Genomic DNA, 21,518 nt, shown 5'->3' with positions numbered 1-21,518 from the left:
CGCCATGGCCCGCAGAGGATCTTCGAGTTCACTCGCGGTGCCGGACTGACTCCGCCTGACGCGGCGTCACCTGGCGGTAGGACGTCGCGCGGAGAGTGTGGGGACTCCTGCGGTGCGCCCCCACCCGTGGGTGACAGCCCGGAAGTCAGGGACCTCTGGACTTCGCGGGAGGTGCTGGCGCAGCGTCGGGGCGCCGCATCCCGCGGCGGTTTCGCCTTTCCCTGGAGTCGGACATGCGTCGTTTCTTCGTGATGATGTCGCTGGTGGCCCTGAGCGCGTGTGGGGGGCAGCCCACCGAAGCGGAGGTGCCCATGGAGCAGGCCCCCGTGGCTGGAGAGATGGGGCCGGAGGCCCAGAGCCAGACGCCCGCGTGCACCCCGGGCAACACCTGGGAGTGTTACTGCGCCCAGTTCAGGTCCTTTGAGACGTGCCGGCAGGCGCCGCTCCGCCAGTGCGTGTGGGCCTACAACCGCTGCAGCCCGACCTACGAGTAGAGGTCCACGCTCCGGGCGAACCCGGGCTTGCGCCGCGCGTGCGAGGCCTGCTCGTAGGCGTAGGCGAGCTTGAGCAGCACGGGTTCGCTCCAGGCGCGGCCGATGAAGGACACCCCCACCGGCAGCCCGCGCACGTATCCCGCGGGCACCGTGAGGGTCGGGTAGCCGGACACGGCGGCGGGCGTGGAGCTGCTGCCCAGCCAGTGGTCGCCCAGCACCAGGTCGATGAGGCCGGGCGGCGCCTGGGTCGGGGCCACGAGCGCGTCCAGCTTGTGCTTGTTCATCACCGCGTCCAGGCCCTCCCCGCGCGAGAACCGGCGGCACGTCGCGAGCGCCTTGCGGTAGGTGGCGTCGGTGAGCGGGCCCTTCTTCTGTGCCTGGAGCAGGATCTCCTGGCCGAAGTGGGGCAGTTCGCGCTCGCGGTGCTGCTCGTTGAAGGCGATGAGGTCCGCGATCGTGCGCGCCGGGGCGCCCTCACCCAGCTGCGCGAGGTAGGCCTCGAGGCCGGCCTTGAACTCGTAGAGCATCACCTCCAGCTCGGGCCCGTCGAGCTTGTCGATGTTGGGCAGGGATACGGGGTCCACCAGCACCGCGCCCTGCGCCTTCATCACTTCGAGCGCGCGCTCCACCAGCGCGTCGGTGGCCGGGTGGTAGCCGAAGAAGCGCTCGCGCGGCACCCCGATGCGCGCGCCCGCGAGCCCCTTGGGGTCGAGGAACTTCGTGTAGTCCGCGTGGGCGCGGCCCCGGCCCGTGGCGGTGACCGCGTCGCGTGGGTCCTCGCCCGCGAGCACGCCCAGCAGCACCGCGGCGTCCGCCACGGTGCGCGTCATGGGGCCCGCGGTGTCCTGCGTCGCGGAGATGGGGATGATGCCGGCGCGGCTGACGAGCCCCACCGTGGGCTTCAGCCCCACCAGCGAGCAGGCGGACGCGGGCGAGACGATGGAGCCGTCCGTCTCCGTGCCCACGGACACGGCGCAGAGGTTGGCCGCCGTGGCCGCGCCCGAGCCGGAGCTCGAACCGGAAGGCGTCCGGTCCAGCGCGTAGGGGTTGCGACACAGGCCGCCGCGAGCGCTCCAGCCGCTGGTGGAGTGCGTGGAGCGGAAGTTGGCCCACTCGCTGAGGTTCGTCTTGCCCAGGAGCACGGCGCCAGCGGCGCGCAGCCGCTCCACGATGAAGGCGTCGCGAGGGGGCAGGGCGCCCACCAGCGCGAGCGAGCCCGCGGTGGTCTGCATCCGGTCCGCCGTGGCGATGTTGTCCTTGATGAGCACGGGGAGGCCGTGCAGCGGCCCGCGCGCACCCTTCGCCTTGCGCTCGGCGTCCAGCGCGTCGGCCATCGCGAGCGCGTCAGGGTTGGTTTCGATGACGGAGCACAGCGGCAGCTCCCCGGTGCGGTCGAGCGCGCGGATGCGGGCGAGGTAGGCCTCCGTCAGCCCCCGCGCGGTGTGCTTGCCAGACTCCAGGCCCGCGCGCAGCTCCGCGACCGTCGCCTCCTCCAGCGCGAAGGCCCCGGCGACGGCGGCGCCAGGGGAGGCGGCGGGCGGCGCTTCCGCGTGCGCATCCCGGGCGGCCAGCGCCCCCGTCACGGCCGCCGCGGCACCAAGGAGGGTGCGGCGGGAGAGGCCAGGCGGATTCACGTCGGAAGCAGCCGACTTCTTCGTCATGGAGCAGGCACCCGGAGGGAGGAAGGGCTCCCAGTGGAGCAGATGTCTCCACCCGGAGGAAGGACTCCAGCCAGGCGCAGGCCGTGGATGCGAAGGCATTCCTCGGGACGTCAGGGCGTGGCTTCTTCTGCTGTCGCCGGAGAAGTACACCCAGCAGGCAGTGAGCACTCCAGCGGGGACACGGCGTGCGCATTGCGCCCGGGCAGCCTCCATGTGATAGCCGCGCCCCCACCCTGGAGGCGTGATGTCGAAACGGATTGCCTGGCTGTCCCCATGTCTTGCCTTGCTGCTATCTGGATGCATGTCGTTGGAAGTGGAGGATGCGCAGGAGCCGGCGGCTCAACAACAGGCCCTGACCGGCACGCAGGTCATCGACTTCACCTCCGCGAGCACGCTGGCGAACACGGATGCCTCCGGCAAGAGCGGCGGCATGACCGTGCTCAAGACGAACAGCACCGCGTGCACGGTCGGCGTGTATGCCGACTGCTACGCGCAATACATCGAGTTCAGCCCGACCTACACGGGCTACCTGTCCTTCAACCTCTCCAGCGTCACCCAGGCGGCGCCCACGCCTGCTCAAGTCACGCAGCTCCAGTTGCTGACGAAGTACCAGGGGCCCGGGGTCGCCACGTCCTACTACCAGTGGCAGCTCTACCGTTTCACGACCTCCACCTGGATCAACATCGCCAGCTCCCAGGGACGCGGCGACTGGGTGTGGACCCCGGCGCTGACGCTCAGCCTCCCGGGCACCGAGACGGCTTCGAGCTTCGTCTCCAGCACCGGCGAGATTCGCGCGCGCCTCGTCAAGGGCGCTGGGGCGGATGCGGCGCAGCTCGACAGCCTCCGCCTCCAGGTGTCCTGGGACGTCCCCACGACGTGCACCGCTGAATCCAATGCGGCCTTCTGTTCGCGGCTGGGCGCGGCCTGCGGGCAGGTGAGCGGCACCGACAACTGCGGCCAGGCTCGCACGGTCTCCAACTGCGGCGGCTGCCAGAGCCCGGCGACGTGTGGCGGCGGTGGCACCCCGAACGTCTGCGGCCAGGGCGGGGCCTGCACCCGGGCCACCTTCCCCAAGGGCACCACCTGGATGTGGGACCTGGAGAACAGCTCCCTCCCCACGAACCTCAACGCCCAGGTCTACGTCGTCGACCTCTTCAACACCTCGGCCACGAAGATCCAGGAGTACAAGAACGCCGGCAAGAAGGTGGTCTGCTACTTCAGCGCGGGCTCCTTCGAGGACTGGCGGGAGGACGCGAACCAGTTCCCGCAGGACACCTACTGCAGCCCCGGGGAGGACTGTGACCAGTCCATCCACATCATGGGGGAGTGGTGCGAGAGCGGCGGCGGCTGTGAGTGGTGGCTGGACCACCGCAAGCCGGCGGTGCGGACGGTGATGGCGTCCCGCATGCAACTGGCGAAGAACAAGGGCTGCGATGCGGTGGAGCCGGACAACATCGACGGCTACTCGCACGATGACGACATCAACTGCACCGACCAGGCCTGTTGGGGCCTCACGGCGACGAACCAGCTCGACTACAACCGCTGGCTCGCTGACACCGCCCACTCCCTGTGTCTGAGCATCGCGCTCAAGAACGACGTCGACCAGATCCCCGCGCTGGCCGCCTCGTTCGACTTCGCCATCAACGAGCAGTGCCAGAAGTACAACGAGTGTGGCGCCTACAAGACCTGGTTCGCGAACAACAACAAGGCGGTCTTCAACGCCGAGTACCGCGTGGACTCGGGCGACGTGACCACGAACTGGACGTCGTGCACCGGGACGGGGACGACCTGCGCCTGCGGCGAGAGCGGCTTCGCCCAGGGGGACATGCGCACCCTGGTCTTCAGCACCGCGTCGGTCCGGTACAACAACGTCAACTTCGCCTGCTGGTAGCACGACAGGCCGGGGCGGTCCTCCCGCTCCGGCCTGCCTCTTCCAACTCATGAGCCTGCTCGGACTTGCGTCAGGGCACGGCGCTCACGTCCACGTCGATGACGCGCGGCTCCTCGGTGCTCGTCGTGCCGGTGATGGAGGGCATCACGGCGGACACCTGGAGCGTCAGCGCCCACTCACCCGTGCTGAGCTGGGTGGGCACGTACTTCCAGGAGAGGTGCACGGCCCCCGCCGTCTCCCCCTCGGCCGCCAGCGCCTCACGGGCCCGCTGTTCAATCTGCGCCGTGGTCAGCCGCGTCCGGAGCAGGTTGCCCGAGCGGGCCAGGGGCGGCCAGCTGATGAGCGCGCGCTGGAAGCTGCCATCCACGCCGTGGGACACCACCGCGCGGTGCCCCTCCACGCGGATGCCGTTGATGGCGCGCATGACGAAGGTCTTGTGGCGGTGGACCTCGGGCGCTCCCAGGGTCCCGTTCTCCTCGCTCTGGGTGAAGGACTTCACCTGTCGCACCGCCCCCAGCTCCGACGTGGGGATGCCCCAGCGCTGCAGGCGTGCCAGGGCGGTGCGCTGCAACAGCGCGGGCTCCTGCGGCGTCGCTTCGCCACTGCCGACCTTGTTCAGCACCAGCACCTGGCCCTCGGACGGGTCGCGCTCCAGCTTCCACGTCAGGGACTCCAGGTCCCGGCGGGCGCCCAGCTCCTCCGTCACGGTGAAGGGCTCGGTCGTTCCCACCAGGGCGCGCTGCAGCATGGCGTCATCGAACGCGGTGCGGGGCAGCAGGTCCGTGGGGATTCCGCCGGTGGGAGGCGTGGCAATCGCCGTGGAGTCGAAGACGAAGCCGATGGTCGCACGCGCGACCTGGGTGGTGGGGTTGGGAGTCTGGACGGGTTCATCGCTGTCGCAGCCAGGAGCAGCGGCGAGCGGAAGGAGGGTCAGCAAGCGGATGAGCAGGTGGGTCTTCATGGCGTTTCGTTCTTTCTGTGCGAGGGCGATGGAAGCGACGGTCACTCGGGCAGCTTCTGCCCGTTGTCCGGGTCGCAGCCCGCCACGTAGAAGTAGGTGGAGGCGACCTTGGGGCCGGTGTTCTTGCGGTCCCGCCAGCCGCCGGCCTCGAACATCGCCACGCGCTTCGCCTTGGTTTCACCGAAGACGATGGACACCGGGCAGTCGTCGTTGTTCTTGCCGATGTCCCAGTCGTAGGCCTCGTCAATCCAGTTCTCGCCCACGCCATCACCGCGGGAGTTCGCCACGTAGCGCTTCACGTAGCGCTTCACGAAGTTGCCGCACGACGAGTCGCCGTGAAACGCATTCCACATGCTGAAGCCGCTGCTGTTCGTCACCAGCGTCCTGTACCCGCCCTGCTTCCAGACCTGGTAGTCGCCAGACTGGCAGGCCTTCACGACGGCGATGTTCAGCTTCCCGTTCCCCAGGTTCATGTGGATGTCCGTGACGGCCGAGCACGAATCCGCGTTGCTCCCCATCACGAGCCAGCTCTGGAGGGACGTCTCGTTGTGCCCGCCATGGGTGTGCACGAAGAGGACGTTCGCGTCGTCCACGCCGGCATTGGCCTGGGTGTCCTTCGCGTTGGTCGCGGACCCCTTCGAGGCGTCGGTCCAGAGGTCCGCGCGCGCGCTGGAGTTGTTGATCGTGCGGACGTCCGACCAGAGCCCGGAGCTCGCGAGCGAGTTGAAGTAGCCCGCGAACTCCGCCGCCGTCTTGGTGTGAACGGAGTGCGAGCTGGCATTGCACTGGCCCGCCCCCCCGAAGTTGGCGATGCCGTAGACATGCGTCTCGTTCGCCAGCGCCGCCGCGGGCAGGAGCAGGGCCCCCGCGAGTGCCGCGCGCTTCCACTGCTGCGTTTGCTTCCGGAGTCTCATGGTCCGTGTCTCCCCCCGTGCGGGGTGTGCGTGGATGGCCTGGTGCAACCCCGGGAAGCGCGCGGTGTTCGCCGTGCGTTCTCCGGTCCTGGCCCATCAACGAAACCCGGGGAGAATTCCCCTCACCACCCTCGTGCGAATCTTGAGGGGGGAGGGCGCCATGAGGCGCCGTGACCGTCGGCGGCGGAGCGCGGTCCGCCCCGCGCTCGCGCCTTTTGGACTATCTGGCGGCGGACACGAGGCCGTAGAGGGTGGTGACCTCCCGGGAGCGCGCGGCGTGCAGGGGATCCGCCGCGTCCTTCGCCTTGGAGTGCCGCGCGGGGGTGGACTTCCGCCACGCCACCGTCAGGCCGCAGCGCGCGAACTGCTCCTCGATCCACTCGGGCGGACGCAGGCCCAGCAGCACCGCGAGGTCCGACAGGATGAGCAGCCCCTCTCCGCCGGGCGTGAGGGCGGCGGGGAGCCCTTCGAGGAAGCGGCGCAGGAACTGGCTGTCCTCGTCGAACACGGCGCGGTCCACCCGGTTCTTGGGCGGCTCCGGAATCCACGGCGGGTTGCAGACGACGAGGTCCGCCTGGCCTGCCGGAAACAGGTCCGCCTCCGCCACCTGGAAGCGCTGCGAGAGGCCGAGCCGCTCCGCGTTCTCCCGTGCGCACGCCACCGCGCGGGAATCACAGTCCGTGGCCAGCGCGGACACGGCGCCGCGCTGAAGGAGCAGGAAGGAGAGCACGCCGGTGCCGGTGCCCACGTCGAACACGCGCTTGCCCGTCACGTCCGGCACGGCCGCCAGCAGCTCCACGTAGTCGGTGCGCGTGGGCAGGTAGACGCCGTAGTGCGGATGGAGCAGGCCCTTCAGGCCCGGGACGGCCAGACCCTTGCGCCGCCACTCCGTGGCCCCGAGCATGCCGAGCAGCTGCTTGAGCGGCACGACGGTGAAGTCCGCCGTGGGCTCGCCCCACACCAGCCTGCACGCTTCGGAGACGTCCGGTGCGCGCGCGAGCTCCAGGCGGTAGTTCCGGTCGAGCGCCACGACGATGCGTGACAGCGTCGAATGCTCCAGCTGCCGCGCGCGGCGCTCGGCCCGGAACGCCTCCAGCGGCGAGCGGGCCTGGGGGGACCGCTCAAGCCGCCGGCCCAGCGCACCGAGGAGCTGCTTCGCGTTGTGGAAGTCGCCGGTGTAGCGCAGGAACTCGCCCCGGCGGACGCGCTTGAGGGCGGTGTCGGCGCTGAGCGCGTCGTCCACGGGAGACAGCCGGGTGGGCGCGGGCTCGTCGCTCTCCGAGTGCCAGGTGAACGCGGCATCGGGTGGAAACTCGAAGGGCGCCGCGGCGGGCACCGGCTTCTTGGAGGCGGCGGGCGACGGCTTCCTGGAGGGGGTGGCGGGCACCGGCTTCTTGGAGGCGGCGGCGGGTGAGGGCCTCTTGGAGGCGGCGGGTCGGCGGGGGTGGTGCATGTGCCTGGGCTAGCACGTCCGCGCCCCACCGTCGCGCATGCGGTGGAGCGGGGTGGCACTGCCTCTATTTCAGGCCTTCACGCTGGAGCGCCCCATGGGACGAGCGTCATGGCCCGACGCGTCCTTCCCGGCGTGCTTGCGGCGTCGTCCGCCGCTGCCCGCCAGCTGGTCCACCCACCTGTTGCTGATGCCGAAGTTGCGATCCGGCGTCGCGTAGTGGTGCGCCATGTGGTGCGCGCGCAGTTGCTTGCCCCACGCCGTGCGCGGCGTCCGGTGGTGTGTGGACCAATGGATGAAGTCATAGGCCATGTAGCCCCAGACGATGCCGATGAAGTACGGAAGCGTCTGCGCCGGGTGGCCCACCAGCCACAGCAGCCCGCCGATGAGGATGGCCATGGGGACGCTCGCGCCCAGCGGCATCACCAGACGCCGTTCATCATCCGGATATTTGTGGTGGTAGCCGTGCACGATCTCATGGAGCCGCCGGGTAAACGGGCCGTTGCCCTCCCAGTGGAAGAAGTACCGGTGGATGCAGTACTCCATTGCAATCCATGTCAACAGGCCGAGCGGCACGAACAGCGCGCTCGTCCCCACCGTTGTCTTTCCCGCGTACAGCCCCCACCCCAAGAGGCCCAGCGTGAGCGGGCCGTAGAAGAGGAACGGCACCGCGGGGTGGACCTTCGAGCAGGCTTCGAGAAAGGCATTCTCGAACATGCGACCGGATTGATGTGGGAAGTAGGAGCGACCCATGAGCGTATGAATGTTGGGCCGGGGACTGCCGACTGCCCCTGGCCGTTCGTCTCGCTGAAATGTCGACCTTCACGAACTGACACGCATCGAGCGGCGCCCCACCCGCCGGGGGGCAGCGGAAACGTTCGGGCGCTTCCCTCGACGCCCCCCATGATCGCATCGGGATTGGCTTCGCGGCAGGGACCGGCCCTCGTGTCAGCGCTCCATTGCCCGGGTACTGAGGCTTCATTGGAGGGGCGCCCTCGGTATGACTTGCCCCAGGGGATGCGGTGCACGAAGTTTTCTGGGACGCACCTACAAGGAGCGGTGAATGACTTTGACAGAGACCGTGCAGGCGAGGGAGGCCCCAAGGACGGGTTGGGGGAGCGGTACCGGCCCAGAGCCGGGGACGATCATCGAGGACCACGCCCTCCTGGGAGACCTGTACACGGCCGCGCTCGTAGCCCGGGATGGATCCATCGACTTTCTCTGCCTCCCGGACTTCGATTCGGATGCGTGCTTCGCGTCACTGCTGGGAACGCCCGACAACGGACGGTGGAAGATTGCTCCGAAGGCGACCGTGCGTGAGGTGCGACATCGCTATCGCGGCAAGACCCTCATCGTGGAGACGGAGTTCGTGACGGACGAGGGCGCGGTGCGGCTCGTGGACTTCATGCCCATCCGGAAGCAGGGCCCCCACCTGGTGCGGTGGGTGGAGGGGCTCCGGGGCACGGTGACGATGCGCTCCGACCTGCGCCCCCGGTTCGCCAACGGCTACACCCATCCCCTGGTGAGCCGGCGCGACGGAGCCACCGCCGCCGTCGCCGGCCCGGATGCGCTCTATCTGCGAGGCGGAGTCGGTGAGGCGGTGCCTCCGTTCGAGTTGGAGTTCACGGTCCAGGCCGGCCAGCGGATTCCCTTCGTGCTCTCCTGGGCCCGGCCCTACGACGACATCCCCACGCCGGTCGATCCGGAGGTCGCCCTGCGTGAGACACAGTCCTTCTGGGAGGGCTGGGCTTCGCGGCTCCGGTTGCCCTCCGGGTACGAGGACGTGGTTGTCCGCTCGCTGCTCACGCTCAAGGCGTGCAGCTTCCGCCCGACGGGGGCGCTCGTCGCCGCCCCCACCTTCGGGCTCCCGGAGACACCGGGCGGCGAGCGCAACTGGGACTACCGCTTCTGCTGGGTTCGTGACGCGGCCTTGACGTTGAACGCGTTCATGCGCGCCGGTCTCACGGACGAGGCGGATGCGTTCGGCGACTGGCTGGAGAACGCCATTGGAGGCGCGCCGAACGAGTTGCAGATCATGTATGGCATCCGGGGCGAGCGCCGCCTCACGGAGGTCACGCTGGACTGGCTGCAAGGGTATGAAGGCGCTCGACCGGTGCGGATCGGGAACGGTGCCTATTCGCAATTCCAGCTCGACATCCTCGGCGAGTTCGCCGCGGTCCTCCACAACCACATGCGCCTGAAGGGCAAGCTGACGGAGCGCGGCAAGACGGCGCTCAAGACCCTCGCGATCCAGGTCTCCAAGGTCTGGATGCAGCCAGACCATGGCATCTGGGAGATGCGAGGCCCGAAGCATGCGTTCACCGCCTCCAAGGTGTCGGCGTGGATCGCCATTGATCGTTGGGTGCGCACGATCGAGGAGCACGGCCTGGAGGAGGACAAGGCGCCGTGGGTGGAGCTGCGGCAGACCCTCTTCGACGAGGTGTGCAGCAAGGGCTTCGACGCCCGCCGCAACACGTTCACGCAGTACTACGGCTCGAAGCACGTGGATGCGAGCCTGCTCGTCATTCCGCTCTCCGGCTTCCTGCCACCGGACGATCCCCGCGTCGTCGGGACGGTGAAGGCCATCGAGGAGGAGCTGATGCCGGAGGGGCTGGTGCTGCGCTACCTGACGGAGGGCGTCGACGGTCTCTCCGGCGATGAGGGGGCCTTCCTGGCCTGCTCCTTCTGGCTCGCGAGCACCTACCAGCTCCAGGGGCGGCATGAGGACGCGCGGCGGCTCTTCGAGAAGCTGTTGGGGCTCTGCAACGACGTGGGCCTGCTCGCCGAAGAGTACATACCGGGTGCGGGCAGGCTGCTCGGTAACTTCCCCCAGGCCTTCAGCCATCTGGCGCTCGTGAGCTGCGCCTACCTCATCACCGAAGGGGGCAAACATCCCCTGCACTCGTAGGCCGGAGGGTGTTGCCCCGCCGCGAAAGCCTTCCGCCGGGAGCGCGGGGCCAGATCGCGCGTGAACAGTGAGGCGGGACTGGAGTGCCGAGCGCCCGGCCTTCGCTTGAACGTGGGACATTCCCCCCTAGCTTGTCGGTGGAGCGGGGGGGCGGACGTCATGGCAAGGTCGCGAGGGGGGCTGGCTGCCGTGATGCGGTGGCTGGGATGGGGGGCGTGGGTCCCGCTGCCCGCGCACGCATCGCTGTTGAGCGGCGGCGCGTTGGACACCGTGGCGGAGGTGTTGAGCTGGGTCGTCATCGTCGTCGCCCCGGTGGTGATGATCTCCGCGTTCTGGTTGCTCCACATCATGCCGGAGAAGGTGGCGGAGAGACGCAATCACCCGCAGCTGGAGGCCATCAAGACGCTGTGCTTCCTGTCGCTGTTCTTCGGCGGGCTCCTGTGGCCCCTGGCGTGGCTCTGGGCGTACTCCAAGCCGACCCTCTACAAGATGGCGTACGGAGAGGACCAGGTCCGTCCCACGCACGGCCCGGAACTCGCTGAGGCAGGCGAAGCCATGCCCCCGGTCCACCGCGAGCCATACGGCGAGGGACCAGACACCGACGGGCGGGGAGGGCCTCACTGATGGAACTCATCCTGCTCGGCATCTACTCGTTCATCGTCTGGCTGCTCTTCTTCAAGTTCAAGCTGTTGCCGTGGACCTTCGTCTCCCAGGTCATCGTCGTCACCCTCCCCATCATTGGCATCGTGGCGTTGCTGCTCCTGGCCAACGTGTACGCGCCGTCCTCGGCGGACGTGCGGGTGATGAACTACGTCGTGCAGGTCGTCCCGCGTGTCTCCGGGCGCGTCATCGAGGTGCCCGTCCAGCCCAACAGCCCGGTGAAGAAGGGCGACGTGCTCTTCCGCGTCGATCCCGCGTCCGTGGAGCTGGAGGTGGGCGGGTTGAAGGCCAAGGTGAAGGAGTTGGAGGCGAAGGTCGCGGGCGCGCGGGCCATCGAGCGGCAGCTGGGCCTGGAGCGCAAGACGGCCCAGGGGCGGCGGGCGTCTGTTTCGGCCCAGCTCGACCTGGCCCGGCGGCGCGTCCGGCAACACAGGGTGCTCGCCACCAGCGGGGCGGGCAATCAGTTCGATCTGCAGGAAATGGAGGCGGAGGCCAGGAACCTCCAGGGGGAGCTGGTCGCGGCGAATGCCACCGTGGGGCAGGTCACACAGAAGCTCGAGGCGCGGACGGAGGATGGGACGCTCGTCGATCTCGCCCAGGCCGAGGCGGGGCTGGATCAGGCGCTCGCCTCCCTGGCGGAGGCGGAGTGGCGCCTCCAGGAGACCGTGACCTATGCGCCCTCGGACGGGACCGTGGTGAACCTCCAACTGCGCGCGGGCTCCTATGCGGCGGCGCTCCCCATCTCTCCCGTGATGAGCTTCGTGGAGGACGAGCAGTACGTGATCGCGTTCTTCAACCAGAACGAGCTGCACCAGGTCCGGCCGGGTGACGAGGCGGAGGTCACGCTCCTGGCGTTCCCGAACCGGATCATCAAGTGCAGCGTCGTGGCCGTGGTCTGGGCGACGGGACAGGGACAGCTCCCGACCTCGGGCGTGCTGCCCGAGACGGGAGCGGTGACCCCACCCCCCGGGCGCTACGCCGTCAAGCTCAAGGTCGAGGAGCCGGAGGGGGCCGCGCTCCTGCCAGCGGGAGGACGCGGTCACGCGGCCATCTACACCCAGTCGTTCCACCCGGTGCACATCCTGCGCAAGGTGATCCTCCGCGTGGGCACGAAGCTGGACTGGCTGATTCTCAAGCTGCATTGAGGAAGGGCGGAACATGTTCGAGCACCGGCGGCGGGTGTGGCTCCGAACGGGAGTGGTGCTCCTGATGGGAGCGGGCGCCTCGGGGTGCCCCACGCATGCCCCACCGCGGGGCCGGGAGGTCGTCAAGAAGGCCCTCGTGCACACGTCGCTCGCCACCGCGTGGACGTCTCCGGGCGCGCAGGAGGGCGGCGTCCGGGACGGGTGGCTGGCGACGTTCCAGGACGCGCAGCTCCAGGCCCTGGTCGTCGAAGCACTCGGCCACAACCCGGACCTCCGCTCCGCCGCCGCGCGGGTGGAGCAGGCGTTGGCGCTGCTGGGCGTCGCCCGCTCGGGGCTGCTTCCTTCCGTCGACGTGGAGGGGAAGGGGTCGTTCGGGATTGGTCAGGGCCTGGGAAGCACGCTGCGTGGCATTGCCTTGTTCGCCGGGTGGGAGGTCGATTTGTGGGGGAAGCTCCGGTATCGCCGGAACGCGGCCCAGGAGTCCGCGGCCGCCGCCGAGTTCGAGTTCGAGTTCGCCCGGCAGTCCCTCGCGGCGACCCTGGCCAAGGGCTGGCTCATGGCCACGGAGGCCCACCTCCTCCGAGGCCTCGCCGTCGAGAGGGTCAAGATGGGCGAGGAACTCCTTCAGCTCACCGCCACCCGGTTGCAGGTCGGCGCGGCCAGTCAGCAGGAGCTGGCGCTGGCGCAGGCGACCCTGGACTCGTACCGGGACACCTTGAAGCAGACGGAGCTGGCCAGGGTGCAGGCGGTGCGCGCGGTGGAGCTCCTCGCAGGGCGCTATCCCGCGGGCGCCCTTGAGCCGAGGGCGGCCCTGGTCGAACTCCCGGGGCCGGTGCCCGCGGGGATTCCGGCCTCGGTGCTCGAACGGAGGCCGGACATGATCGCCGCCGAGCGCCGCGTGGCCGCCGCGTTCAACCGGATGCAGGAGGCCAGGGCCGCGCGGCTGCCCTCGCTGAGCCTCACGGGCTCCGTGGGCTTCGTCGACAGCGACGTGGTGGTGTTGAAGGAGACGCTCAGCAACCCCGCCGGTGGCCTCGCGGCGGGACTGTTGGCGCCCATCTTCCACGGTGGGGCGCTCGCGGCGCAGGTCCGCGTGCGGACGGCGGAACAGGAGGAGTCCCTTGGCGCATACGCGGCCGCGGCCCTGCGCGCCACGAACGAGGTGGAGGACGCGCTGACGAACGCGAAGGTGCTCGAGGAGCGTCAGGCGCTCCTGGAGCGGGTGGTCGCCGAGAACGCGCGTGCGCTGGAGCTCCTGACCATCGACCACCGCGTCGGAAAGGTGGATCTGCGCACGCTGCTCCAGCAGACCCTGCTCGCGGAGTCCGCGCGCATCGCGCTCCTGCGCGTGCGGAGCGAGCAGCTCATCCAGCGGATCAACCTCCACCTCGCGCTGGGGGGCAGCTTCTCCGTCCCGGCTCCGGCTCCGGAGAAGCCCGACGCCCGGTAGCCCGCGCCCTGCTGCCTGGGGACGCTGGAGCTGCCCGAGAGCGCCGAGCCGCGCGAGGCCGCTTCAAATGAGGGTCTTGCCGAGCGCCACGAGCACGTCCATGAGGCGCCGGTCGATGAAGAGCACGGGCACCAGCGGCGCCATGGCGCCGCAGAGGATGGCCAGCACCGCGCGGGGGTTCACCGGGAACCACCGCATGGCGCGCGCGGTCGCGAACGACGTGCCCAGGTCCGCGAGGGACGAGAAGTCGGGCGCGCCCAGCGGCTGCTGTCCAGGGACCTCCTTGCGGTGGAACCACCGGTGCTCGAAGCGCCGCGAGTGCCAGGCCGCCAGGGCCGAGAAGGCATGGTCCCCGTGTCGCTTCGCCACCAGGAGCTGGCGGCAGAAGGGGAGCAGCGGGGCGAACAGGACCATGAGGCAGAGGATCGCGAAGATGAGCAGGTGGAGGGCCAGGCCGGTGAGGTCGCCGGTGGGGACATGCCGCAGCCGCTGTGCGGTGAGCGTGGCGGCGATCGCGAAGACGATGGGGGAGAAGCTGGCCTGGCAGGTGCCGAGGAAGCCCAGGCCGCCCGCCGCATCGGGGTGGGTTGGAACGAGGGCGAGCTTCAGCCGGGAGACCTTGAAGAGGAAGACAGCCCAGAGCAGGCCCCGCCACAGCCACCGCAGCAGCAGGAACCGGACGAGCGGAAGGCTCACCGCGAGGTACCACGCTCCCGCCAGGGTGAGCGGGCCGCGCGGCTCCGCGTGGAGCCACCCCGAGGTCGAGGGGGCGGGCAGGGACACGAGGGACAGCGCGAAGGAAGCCAGCAACAACCCGGCTTCGATGGAGGGTCTGCTCCGGACCCGACCCACTCCGAGCGCGATGTCCTCGTAGGCGGCCAGGTGCCTGGCGTCAATCACCTCCGAGACGACGAACTGGCGCACGGCCGCCGCGAGGCTCAAGTCGACGTAGCGCTCGGCCACGACGAGCATCGGCAGGGACACCCACAGCTGGACGTGGACCGTCGCATCGGCCAGGAAGGCCCGCGGCACCGAAGGCACGCCCTCCAGGAGCGACAGGGCGAGGAGCGGAAGCCAGCTCACCAGCGTGAGGGCGAGGAGGCGTCGGAACAGGGAGGCGTGGCGTGGACGGGCGCCGTGGCGCTGCCGTCCGAAGCGGATGGAGGGGCCTCCCTGGACGAGTGAGAAGTCGAGCAGCGAGGCAGGGACGTCCATGCTGTCTCAACGCTGGGCCTCGCGCGCTGGCTCCGCCAGCCGTCCACGAGTGCGAGCACGGTCAGCCAGTGCCGCCACGAGTCGTCGCGGTCCACCCGGTGGACTGCTCGCTCGAAGTCGTGGGCCCCGCTCGCGGGTTCGTGACGCGGCACATGCGGGCTCACACGCGGTCCCAGCGGGACGGGGGGCGGTGGGTTGAAGCGCCCTGGGCGCATGGCCACGCTTGGCGAAGGCACCCAGCCGTGGAGGGAGAGGCAGATGGCGGGCATCGGGGCACTCCCCGGCGAGCAGGCGCGCTCAGGCGGCGCCCCGAAGCGGGCGAGGCGTGGGCACGAGACCCACCGGCTCCGCGACTGGTTCGTGAGGAGCACCTGGCTGCTGCCCATGCTCGCGGCGGTGCTGGGCGTCGTGCTGGGCGTGATGCTGGCGGATCCCGCCCCTGACTCGGTGTGGGCGCTCGGTGGCCTGGCGTGGCGGGGCACTCCCAGGGAGACACGGGGCGTCCTGTCGTCGGTGCTGGGGACCGCGATCACCTCGCTGAGCATCATCCTGTCGCTGTCCATGCTGGTGGCGCAGAACCTGGGCGCGCAGTACTCGCCCCGCCTGCTGCGCGTCTACCAGCGCGACGCGGGCATCCGCGTCGTCCTCCCGGTGTTCATCGCCACCTGCGTCTACTGCGTGGTGGCGATGCAGCGACTGGGGCTGGTCGCCGGCACCCAGGAGCAGCCGCGCCCGGCGGCCGGCATGGCCGTCCTCCTGCTCGTCGCATGCGGGGCGGCGCTGGTGTTCCAGGTGCTGCACACCCTCCAGCTCATGCGCGTGGAGAACCTGGTGCGGATGGTGGCGGGCATCACGCTGCGCGTGGCGCGCGGGCTTGACGGGCGCCGCCAACTGGACGCGCCCCCGGTCACACCCCAGCCGCCCTCCACGCAGGCCCTGCCGTTGAGGGCCCCCTCGGACGGCTTCGTCGTGGACGTGGACGGGGTGGCGCTGCTGGCGCGGGCGGAGGCGCGGGGGCTCGTGGTGCACGTGGACGTCGCCATTGGCGAGCCGGTGCGGCAAGGCGCCCCCATCGGGCGGGTGGAGCCGGAGGGCCCGGACCGCCCACGGGTGCCAGCGGAGTGCGGGGACTTCGTGAGCGCCATCTCGCTGGATCGCTGGAGGGATCAGGACGCGGACGTGTCCCTGGGGCTGCGGCAGCTCGTGGACATCGCGATCAAGGCGCTGTCCCCAGCCGTCAATGATCCGTACACGGCCGTGGAGTCCCTGGATCAGCTCACCTTCGTCCTGTGTGGACTGGCGCGCCTGCGGCAGGGCCCACGCGTGCTGGCGAATGGAGAGGGGAGGGCGCGTGTCTTCCTGCGCGCGCCCGAGCTGCGCGACCATCTGGAGCTGGCCACGGATCAGATCACCCGCTACGGCGCCGGGGAGCCCCTGGTGCTGCTGCGGCTGCTGCGGCTGGTGGGCGAAGTGGGGCAGTGCGCACGGCAGCCGGCGGATCGCCAGGCCGCGCGGGCCACCCTGCATCGCATCCTCGCGGAGGCGGAGCGGGCGGGTGCGGCACCCTCCCAGTTGGAGCTACAGCGGCGCTACGCCCGGGACGTGGAGCGTGCGCTGGACGGGGTTGCGCTCCCACCCCTGCAAGCCATCGAGTTCTGATGCGTTGGCGCCTGGGTGGGTGTCTGTGTTTCCGACCTGGCCCCTTGGATGGCGCGGCGGCTGAACACTTCGTCTGTCCAGACATCCACGGCCCAGGGCGGAGGCTAGGACGCGGGGTGCACACGGGAGTCCTGTCCTGGAAGCGCGTTCGTTCCCTGGGGGGCATTGGGACGACCCCGGGGCGCACCTACCCTCCTGTGGAACATCGAACCGACAAAAAAGGCCGCCTTGATGTCAACCCCCAGCTGCCAATGCCACTCTCGTTTCGTCAGGCCCACGGTCCTGGTGCTCGCCCTGCTGTGTCTCGCGTGCGACACCGTGGGCAGGATTGAAGAAGCCCCCGGTGCCCAGCTTCTCTCAGAGAAGCCGTCCTACCCGCCGCAGAAGGGGCCGCCTCCCACGGCTCCGCCTCCGGTGATTCCGTTGCCGCCAGCCCCTGCGGGGCTCCGCTCCGTCGAGGCCTGGGAGCGGTTGTTCCAGGATGAGTGGGGACGTGCGCACGCACGGGACTTCCTGCCGTGGAGCAGGTCGCGCGACAGCTGGGACTTCTACAACCTCGCCTATGGCATCGACGCCAACACCGCGATGTACCGGGCCACCGGGAAGAAGCAGTACCTGGACCGGGCCCTGCTCTACGTGAACAACCTGGTGTCCACCGCCACGCGCTCCTCGGCGCTCCAGCAGAGCCAGTTCAAGGACGGGTACCTGGGCTGGGCCTCGGCGCTCTCGCGGCCGCAGGGGCAGGAGGTGCCGCTGTATGAGAGCTATTGCTGGCGCTACGTGACACGGCTGCTGCGCGTCATCCGCGAGACGCCGGACCTCTACACCGCGGACGTCTACCGCACGCAGTACGAGCGGCTGCTGACGTTCTCGGAGAAGAACGTCTTCGAGAAGTGGTTCCAGCGCAGCGCGAACGACTTCCTCTACCGCAACCGCACGCACATGGCCGCGCACTGGGCCTTCATCGCCATGGACCTGTCGAGGATGACCGCGGACCCCGTGCGCAAGGCCCGCTACCTGGAGGTCTTCGACAACATCAACCAGGGCCTGCCGAACTTCGCGTCGTCCCTGCGCGCGCAGCTGTCGCACAACCCCGACCACCCGACGGCCTACTTCTGGAGCGACAAGTGGGACCAGCACGACCAGCCCGGTCAGGACGTGGCGCACGCGAACGGCGTGCTGGCCTTCGTCGTGGAGGCCCACGAGGCGGGCATGACGTGGACGGACAGCGACATCCGCCGGTTCATCGCGACGCTCGACACCGTCATCTGGCCCGCGGCCCAGACGTATGCGGAGTTCGTGGATGGCTCGGGGGAGGGGGATGGCTGGTTCAACGACGGGCTGATGAAGCTGGGCCGCTACGACATCCACCTCCAGCGCCGGCTGGAGTCACATTCCGTCGGGCGCAACAGCCAGTTCTTCGCCAACGGCGCGCTCAACGTGCGGCTGCTGTCCGAGCAGGCCGCACGGTAGGCCGCGCGGCCGTGACTCACGGAGGGGCTTGCGCCGGGCCAGGACGCAGCGCGTTCTGGCCCAGGCGCGAGAAGTTGATGGAGTTGCTCAGGATGCGCACCGCCTCCTGGTCCGCGTGGAAGCCCATGGAGTTCTCCGCCTCCACGAAGTCCAGGTAGAACTGGGCGCGCCGTTGCAGGTCTCGCGCCTTGGCGAGCGCGTCCTCGGGCAGCCCGGTCTTCTGGGCCGCCTCGATGTCGCGGATGAGGTCCACCAGGGCATCCATGGCGATGTTGCGCGTCTGGAAGGTGCGCGTCTGGAGGGTCTGCGCGCGATCCATCAGCTCCGCCTCGCTCCACTTGTGGCACGTCTGGCAGGCGCGGTTGATGTTGAGCAGGGGGCTGCGAACGTGGTGGTCGCTCACCTTCATGGCCCCCTCGCGCTTGTAGGGCATGTGGCAGTCCGCGCACGCCACGCCGCTGCGCGCGTGGATGCCCTGGTTGTACAGCTCGAACTCGGGGTGCTGGGCCTTGAGGACCCGGGCGCCGGTGAGCTGGTGCGTCCAGTCGGTGTGCCCGTCCTCGTCGTAGTAGGCCATGATCTGATCGATGTTGATGCCCTTGGCCCAGGGGTACGTGAGGCGCTTGTCCTTGCCCTTGAAGTAGTACTCGACGTGGCACTGCCCGCACACGTACGTGCGCATCTCCTGCCGCGTGGCGTCCTGGTTCACGCGGAAGCCCGGCACCCCCTGGCTCGCCTTGAGCGCCGCGATGCCTTCGATGAAGCCGGGCCGCGTCACGCGCAGCTGGAGGTTGGTGGGGTCGTGGCAGTCGATGCAGGAGACGGGGTGCTCCACGAGCTTGCGCGCCTCGGCGAAGGGCATGGCGTTCATCTTCTCGAAGCCCTTGATGAGGTCGCCGTCGCCCAGCTTCTTGTAGGGCACGTACACGCTGCCGTGGCAGTGGATGCAGGTGCCCGGCTGCGCCGCCACGTGCTGGCGCTCGGTGAAGGTCTGGTCATCCAGCATGTGCGCGTGGCCACGCTCCTCGCGGAAGTCGGTGGCGAAGGCGTAGCCGGCCCACATGATCTTGAGGCGCGGGTCCTCCTCCAGCCGCGACTGCGCCACCACCGAGCGCGGATCCGCCTGGGTGGGCGTGCGCGCCACCGCCTCGCTGCCGCCGTAGCGGGTGCGCTGCTGGTCCACCGTGCGCTTGTAGTCGTCGTATTGCAGCGGGAAGTTCTTGCCCCACATGGCGGGGTCCGTGACGGTGTCGTCCAGCTCCACCACCCGGTAGAAGGGGTTCCTCGCCTCCTGCTTGCGCTCCATGATGTTGACCAGGAGCGCGGTGATGCTGGCGGTCGCCACCGCGCAGAACACGGCGATGAGGACGACCGTCTTCGTTCCCACGAGGCGCCGCGGCCTGCCGGGTTCGGTCATGGTGACTGCTCCTTCTGCGTGAAGTGGGGCGGAACGAGCGTGGGGTTGCCGGAGCCTTCCGGGTGTCCCACGGAGTTGTGACAGGTGAGGCACTGCGTCCGCGCGTCGGGCGCGGCAGGCGTACCGTCCACCGCCGCGGGCGCCTCGATGGCCTCGACGATGGTGTCGTGGCACTTGCGACACGCACGCTCGGTCACGTCGCGGTTGTGCGGGCGCAGGCGGATGGGGTCCGGGAAGGTCCCCATCGTGAAGTAGAACGAGTGCCAGAAGCCATTGCTCGCCTTGGTGGCGTACTTCGCCAGCGTGCCGGGGGGCGTGTGGCAGTCGTTGCAGGTGGCCACGGCGTGGTGGCTCGACTTGCGCCAGCCGTCGTACTGCTCCGTCATGATGTGGCAGTTGGCGCAGGCGGCCGGGTCGTCTTGCAGGTAGCTGGACCCCTTCGCGTAGACGAAGGTGTAGCCGCCCAGGCCCACGGCCACCCCCAGCGAGGTGCCGAACACGATGGCCAGCGCTGTACCTTGAAGGGAGAGCACGGCCCCAGGTTAACGCTCTCTTCCGTGAAGGGAAGCCATTCGGAGGCCGACGTGCTCGCTCGCTCCTGGGGGACTGACGCATGATGCGCGGCCCGCCCCCGCTTTCCGTCCCCGCGCCCGCTGGGAAGCGGGGACCCTGGTGACCATGAGCGACCTCCTCCTCCGTGACCTCTCCCGGCTTTCGGACCTGCTCGAGCAGGCCCGCGCGAGTGCCCTCGAGTTCCTCACCGCGTTGCCGGAGCGCCCCGCGAGCGTTCGCCCCGCGCCGCCCACGCCGCTCGGGCTGCCCGACGCGGGCCTTGGCGCCGAGGACGCGCTCGCGCTCTTCCGCCGCCGCTACGAGGCAGGGCTCTCCGGCTCCGTGGGGCCGCGCTACCTGGGCTTCGTCACGGGCGGCACCACGCCCGCGGCCCTCATGGGCGACTGGCTCGTCTCCGCGTACGACCAGAACGTGAGCCACGGTGGCGACTCGCTCGCCACCAGCGTGGAGCGCGAGGCGCTGGGGCTGCTGCGCTCCCTCTTCGGGTTGCCTGAAGACTTCGAGGGGGCCTTCGTGAGCGGCGCGACGGTGGCGAACCTCGTCGCGCTGGCCACCGCGCGGCAGTGGGGGATGGAGCGGCTGGGCCACGACGTGAGCGAGGAGGGGCTGTGGGGGCTGCCGCGGCTCGCGGTGCTGGGCAGCGCGCCTCACGCGAGCGTGCTCAAGGCGCTCTCCATCCTTGGCATGGGACGGCGTGCGGTGCAGGACGTCCCATGCCTCCCGGGCCGGCCCGTCATGGACCCGAAGGCGCTCGAGGCGCGGCTCGTGGCGCTCGGCGGTGCTCCGGCCATCGTGCTCGCGAGCGCGGGGGAGGTGAACACCGGGGAGTTTGACGACATCGAGGCGGTGGGGCAGCTGTGTCGCCGCCACGGCGCCTGGCTGCACGTGGATGGGGCCTTCGGCATCTTCGCCGCGTGCAGTCCGGCGCATGCGCACCTGCTGCGGGGGCTCGCCCACGCCGACTCGGTCGCGGCCGACGGGCACAAGTGGCTCAACGTCCCCTATGACTCCGGCATCGTCTTCACGCGCCACATCGAGCAGCAGGAGCGCTCCTTCCGCGCGGTGGCCGCCTACCTGGGGCTGGGGCCTGATCTGCTGCACCGCACGCCGGAGAACTCGCGGCGCTTCCGGGCGCTGCCCGCGTGGATGACGCTCATGGCCTACGGCCGCGACGGGCACCGCGCCCTGGTGGAGCGCGGCTGCGCGCTCGCCCGTGCCCTGGGAGAGGCGCTCGCGGCCTCCCCGCACTATGCGCTGCTCGCCCCGGTGACGCTGAACATCGTCTGCTTCGCGCTGCGCACGGGGGACGCCGCGCGACGCGACCAGCTCCTCGCGGCGCTGCAGGCCGACGGGCGCGTGCACCTCACCCCCACGCACTACGCCGGCCGCCCCGGCCTGCGCGCGGCCTTCTCCAACTGGCGCACGGGGGAGGCGGACCTCCCCATCATCCTCGCGGCGCTGGAGGCCGCGGCCTCCAGCATCTAGCTGGGGTGGCGCATGGCCACACGGTCAGCTCCAACGTGGCGGAGGCCAACGAGGCGCGGGCCGTCGGGCCGGAGCAGGAACGACGGCCTGGACCACCGCCCCCGCCTCCACTGCCAGGCTTCAAAAAGACGCGGGCCTGCACTAGAAGACGTTCCCTGGCGC

17 protein-coding genes are annotated in these 21,518 nt (G+C 69.9%); 9 read left to right on the top strand and 8 right to left on the bottom strand.

Going from position 1 to position 21,518, the window contains the following annotated elements; translation table 11 throughout:
* Positions 1 to 233: 233 nt before the first annotated feature.
* Complete coding sequence (locus tag OV207_RS37535; RefSeq protein WP_193430205.1) at positions 234 to 494, top strand: hypothetical protein; 261 nt, start codon at positions 234 to 236, stop codon at positions 492 to 494.
* On the opposite strand, the gene OV207_RS37530 is transcribed toward OV207_RS37535, so the two are convergent.
* Positions 485 to 2,155, bottom strand: a complete 1,671-nt coding sequence (locus OV207_RS37530) for an amidase (RefSeq protein ID WP_267559849.1) — start codon at positions 2,153 to 2,155, stop codon at positions 485 to 487. The two genes, OV207_RS37535 and OV207_RS37530, sit on opposite strands and share 10 nt — an antisense overlap.
* A 301-nt stretch (positions 2,156 to 2,456) precedes the next feature.
* Between OV207_RS37530 and OV207_RS37525 the strand changes: the two genes are divergently transcribed.
* The gene (locus OV207_RS37525; protein WP_267559847.1) at positions 2,457 to 4,046 is read left to right on the top strand and encodes an endo alpha-1,4 polygalactosaminidase; all 1,590 of its coding nucleotides are present in this window, start codon (positions 2,457 to 2,459) and stop codon (positions 4,044 to 4,046) included.
* 70 nt (positions 4,047 to 4,116) lie between these two features.
* On the opposite strand, the gene OV207_RS37520 is transcribed toward OV207_RS37525, so the two are convergent.
* The 4 genes from OV207_RS37520 to OV207_RS37505 form a co-directional block, all read right to left on the bottom strand.
* Positions 4,117 to 5,007 (bottom strand): hypothetical protein, encoded by an 891-nt coding sequence (locus tag OV207_RS37520; protein ID WP_193430202.1) that lies wholly within the window; start codon positions 5,005 to 5,007, stop codon positions 4,117 to 4,119.
* A 41-nt stretch (positions 5,008 to 5,048) separates the two neighbouring features.
* Complete coding sequence (locus OV207_RS37515; protein WP_193430201.1) at positions 5,049 to 5,921, bottom strand: hypothetical protein; 873 nt, start codon at positions 5,919 to 5,921, stop codon at positions 5,049 to 5,051.
* Positions 5,922 to 6,141: 220 nt separating this feature from the next.
* Positions 6,142 to 7,308 (bottom strand): class I SAM-dependent methyltransferase, encoded by a 1,167-nt coding sequence (locus OV207_RS37510; protein ID WP_267559846.1) that lies wholly within the window; start codon positions 7,306 to 7,308, stop codon positions 6,142 to 6,144.
* Positions 7,309 to 7,443: 135 nt separating this feature from the next.
* Entirely contained in the window at positions 7,444 to 8,088 is a 645-nt protein-coding gene (locus OV207_RS37505; protein ID WP_267559844.1) for a sterol desaturase family protein, read from the bottom strand.
* 346 nt (positions 8,089 to 8,434) lie between these two features.
* On the opposite strand from OV207_RS37505, the gene OV207_RS37500 reads away from it, so the two are divergent.
* From OV207_RS37500 to OV207_RS37485, 4 genes are all read left to right on the top strand, one after another.
* Positions 8,435 to 10,279: a glycoside hydrolase family 15 protein gene (locus OV207_RS37500; protein WP_267559840.1), complete on the top strand. Its 1,845-nt coding sequence runs from the start codon at positions 8,435 to 8,437 to the stop codon at positions 10,277 to 10,279.
* 192 nt (positions 10,280 to 10,471) lie between these two features.
* Complete coding sequence (locus OV207_RS37495; protein ID WP_267559839.1) at positions 10,472 to 10,903, top strand: DUF3302 domain-containing protein; 432 nt, start codon at positions 10,472 to 10,474, stop codon at positions 10,901 to 10,903.
* Positions 10,903 to 12,084, top strand: coding sequence for an HlyD family secretion protein (locus OV207_RS37490; RefSeq protein WP_267559838.1), 1,182 nt, complete (start codon positions 10,903 to 10,905; stop codon positions 12,082 to 12,084). The genes OV207_RS37495 and OV207_RS37490 overlap by 1 nt, the downstream gene beginning before the upstream one ends.
* 13 nt (positions 12,085 to 12,097) lie before the next feature.
* Positions 12,098 to 13,534, top strand: a complete 1,437-nt coding sequence (locus tag OV207_RS37485) for an efflux transporter outer membrane subunit (protein ID WP_267559837.1) — start codon at positions 12,098 to 12,100, stop codon at positions 13,532 to 13,534.
* 63 nt (positions 13,535 to 13,597) lie between these two features.
* Here OV207_RS37485 and OV207_RS37480 read toward each other — a convergent pair whose 3' ends face one another.
* Positions 13,598 to 14,749: a hypothetical protein gene (locus OV207_RS37480; RefSeq protein WP_267559836.1), complete on the bottom strand. Its 1,152-nt coding sequence runs from the start codon at positions 14,747 to 14,749 to the stop codon at positions 13,598 to 13,600.
* 213 nt (positions 14,750 to 14,962) lie between these two features.
* Between OV207_RS37480 and OV207_RS37475 the strand changes: the two genes are divergently transcribed.
* Entirely contained in the window at positions 14,963 to 16,408 is a 1,446-nt protein-coding gene (locus OV207_RS37475) for a DUF2254 domain-containing protein (protein WP_267559835.1), read from the top strand.
* Between the two features lie 231 nt (positions 16,409 to 16,639).
* Entirely contained in the window at positions 16,640 to 17,881 is a 1,242-nt protein-coding gene (locus tag OV207_RS37470) for a hypothetical protein (protein ID WP_267559834.1), read from the top strand.
* Between the two features lie 16 nt (positions 17,882 to 17,897).
* Here the strand turns inward: OV207_RS37470 and OV207_RS37465 are convergent, their stop codons facing one another.
* On the bottom strand, positions 17,898 to 19,298 hold the full coding sequence (locus OV207_RS37465; protein ID WP_267559833.1) for an ammonia-forming cytochrome c nitrite reductase subunit c552: 1,401 nt from the start codon (positions 19,296 to 19,298) through the stop codon (positions 17,898 to 17,900).
* Positions 19,295 to 19,831 carry a cytochrome c nitrite reductase small subunit gene (nrfH, locus tag OV207_RS37460; protein WP_193430191.1) on the bottom strand — a complete coding sequence of 179 codons (537 nt, stop codon included), beginning with the start codon at positions 19,829 to 19,831 and terminating at the stop codon, positions 19,295 to 19,297. The genes OV207_RS37465 and nrfH overlap by 4 nt, the downstream gene beginning before the upstream one ends.
* Positions 19,832 to 19,976: 145 nt before the next feature.
* On the opposite strand from nrfH, the gene OV207_RS37455 reads away from it, so the two are divergent.
* On the top strand, positions 19,977 to 21,356 hold the full coding sequence (locus tag OV207_RS37455) for a pyridoxal phosphate-dependent decarboxylase family protein (RefSeq protein WP_267559832.1): 1,380 nt from the start codon (positions 19,977 to 19,979) through the stop codon (positions 21,354 to 21,356).
* Positions 21,357 to 21,518: the final 162 nt, after the last annotated feature.

The organism is Corallococcus sp. BB11-1 (assembly GCF_026626625.1).
Classification (GTDB): Bacteria; Myxococcota; Myxococcia; order Myxococcales; family Myxococcaceae; genus Corallococcus; species Corallococcus soli.
This window is presented reverse-complemented; position numbering and strand designations above follow the sequence as displayed.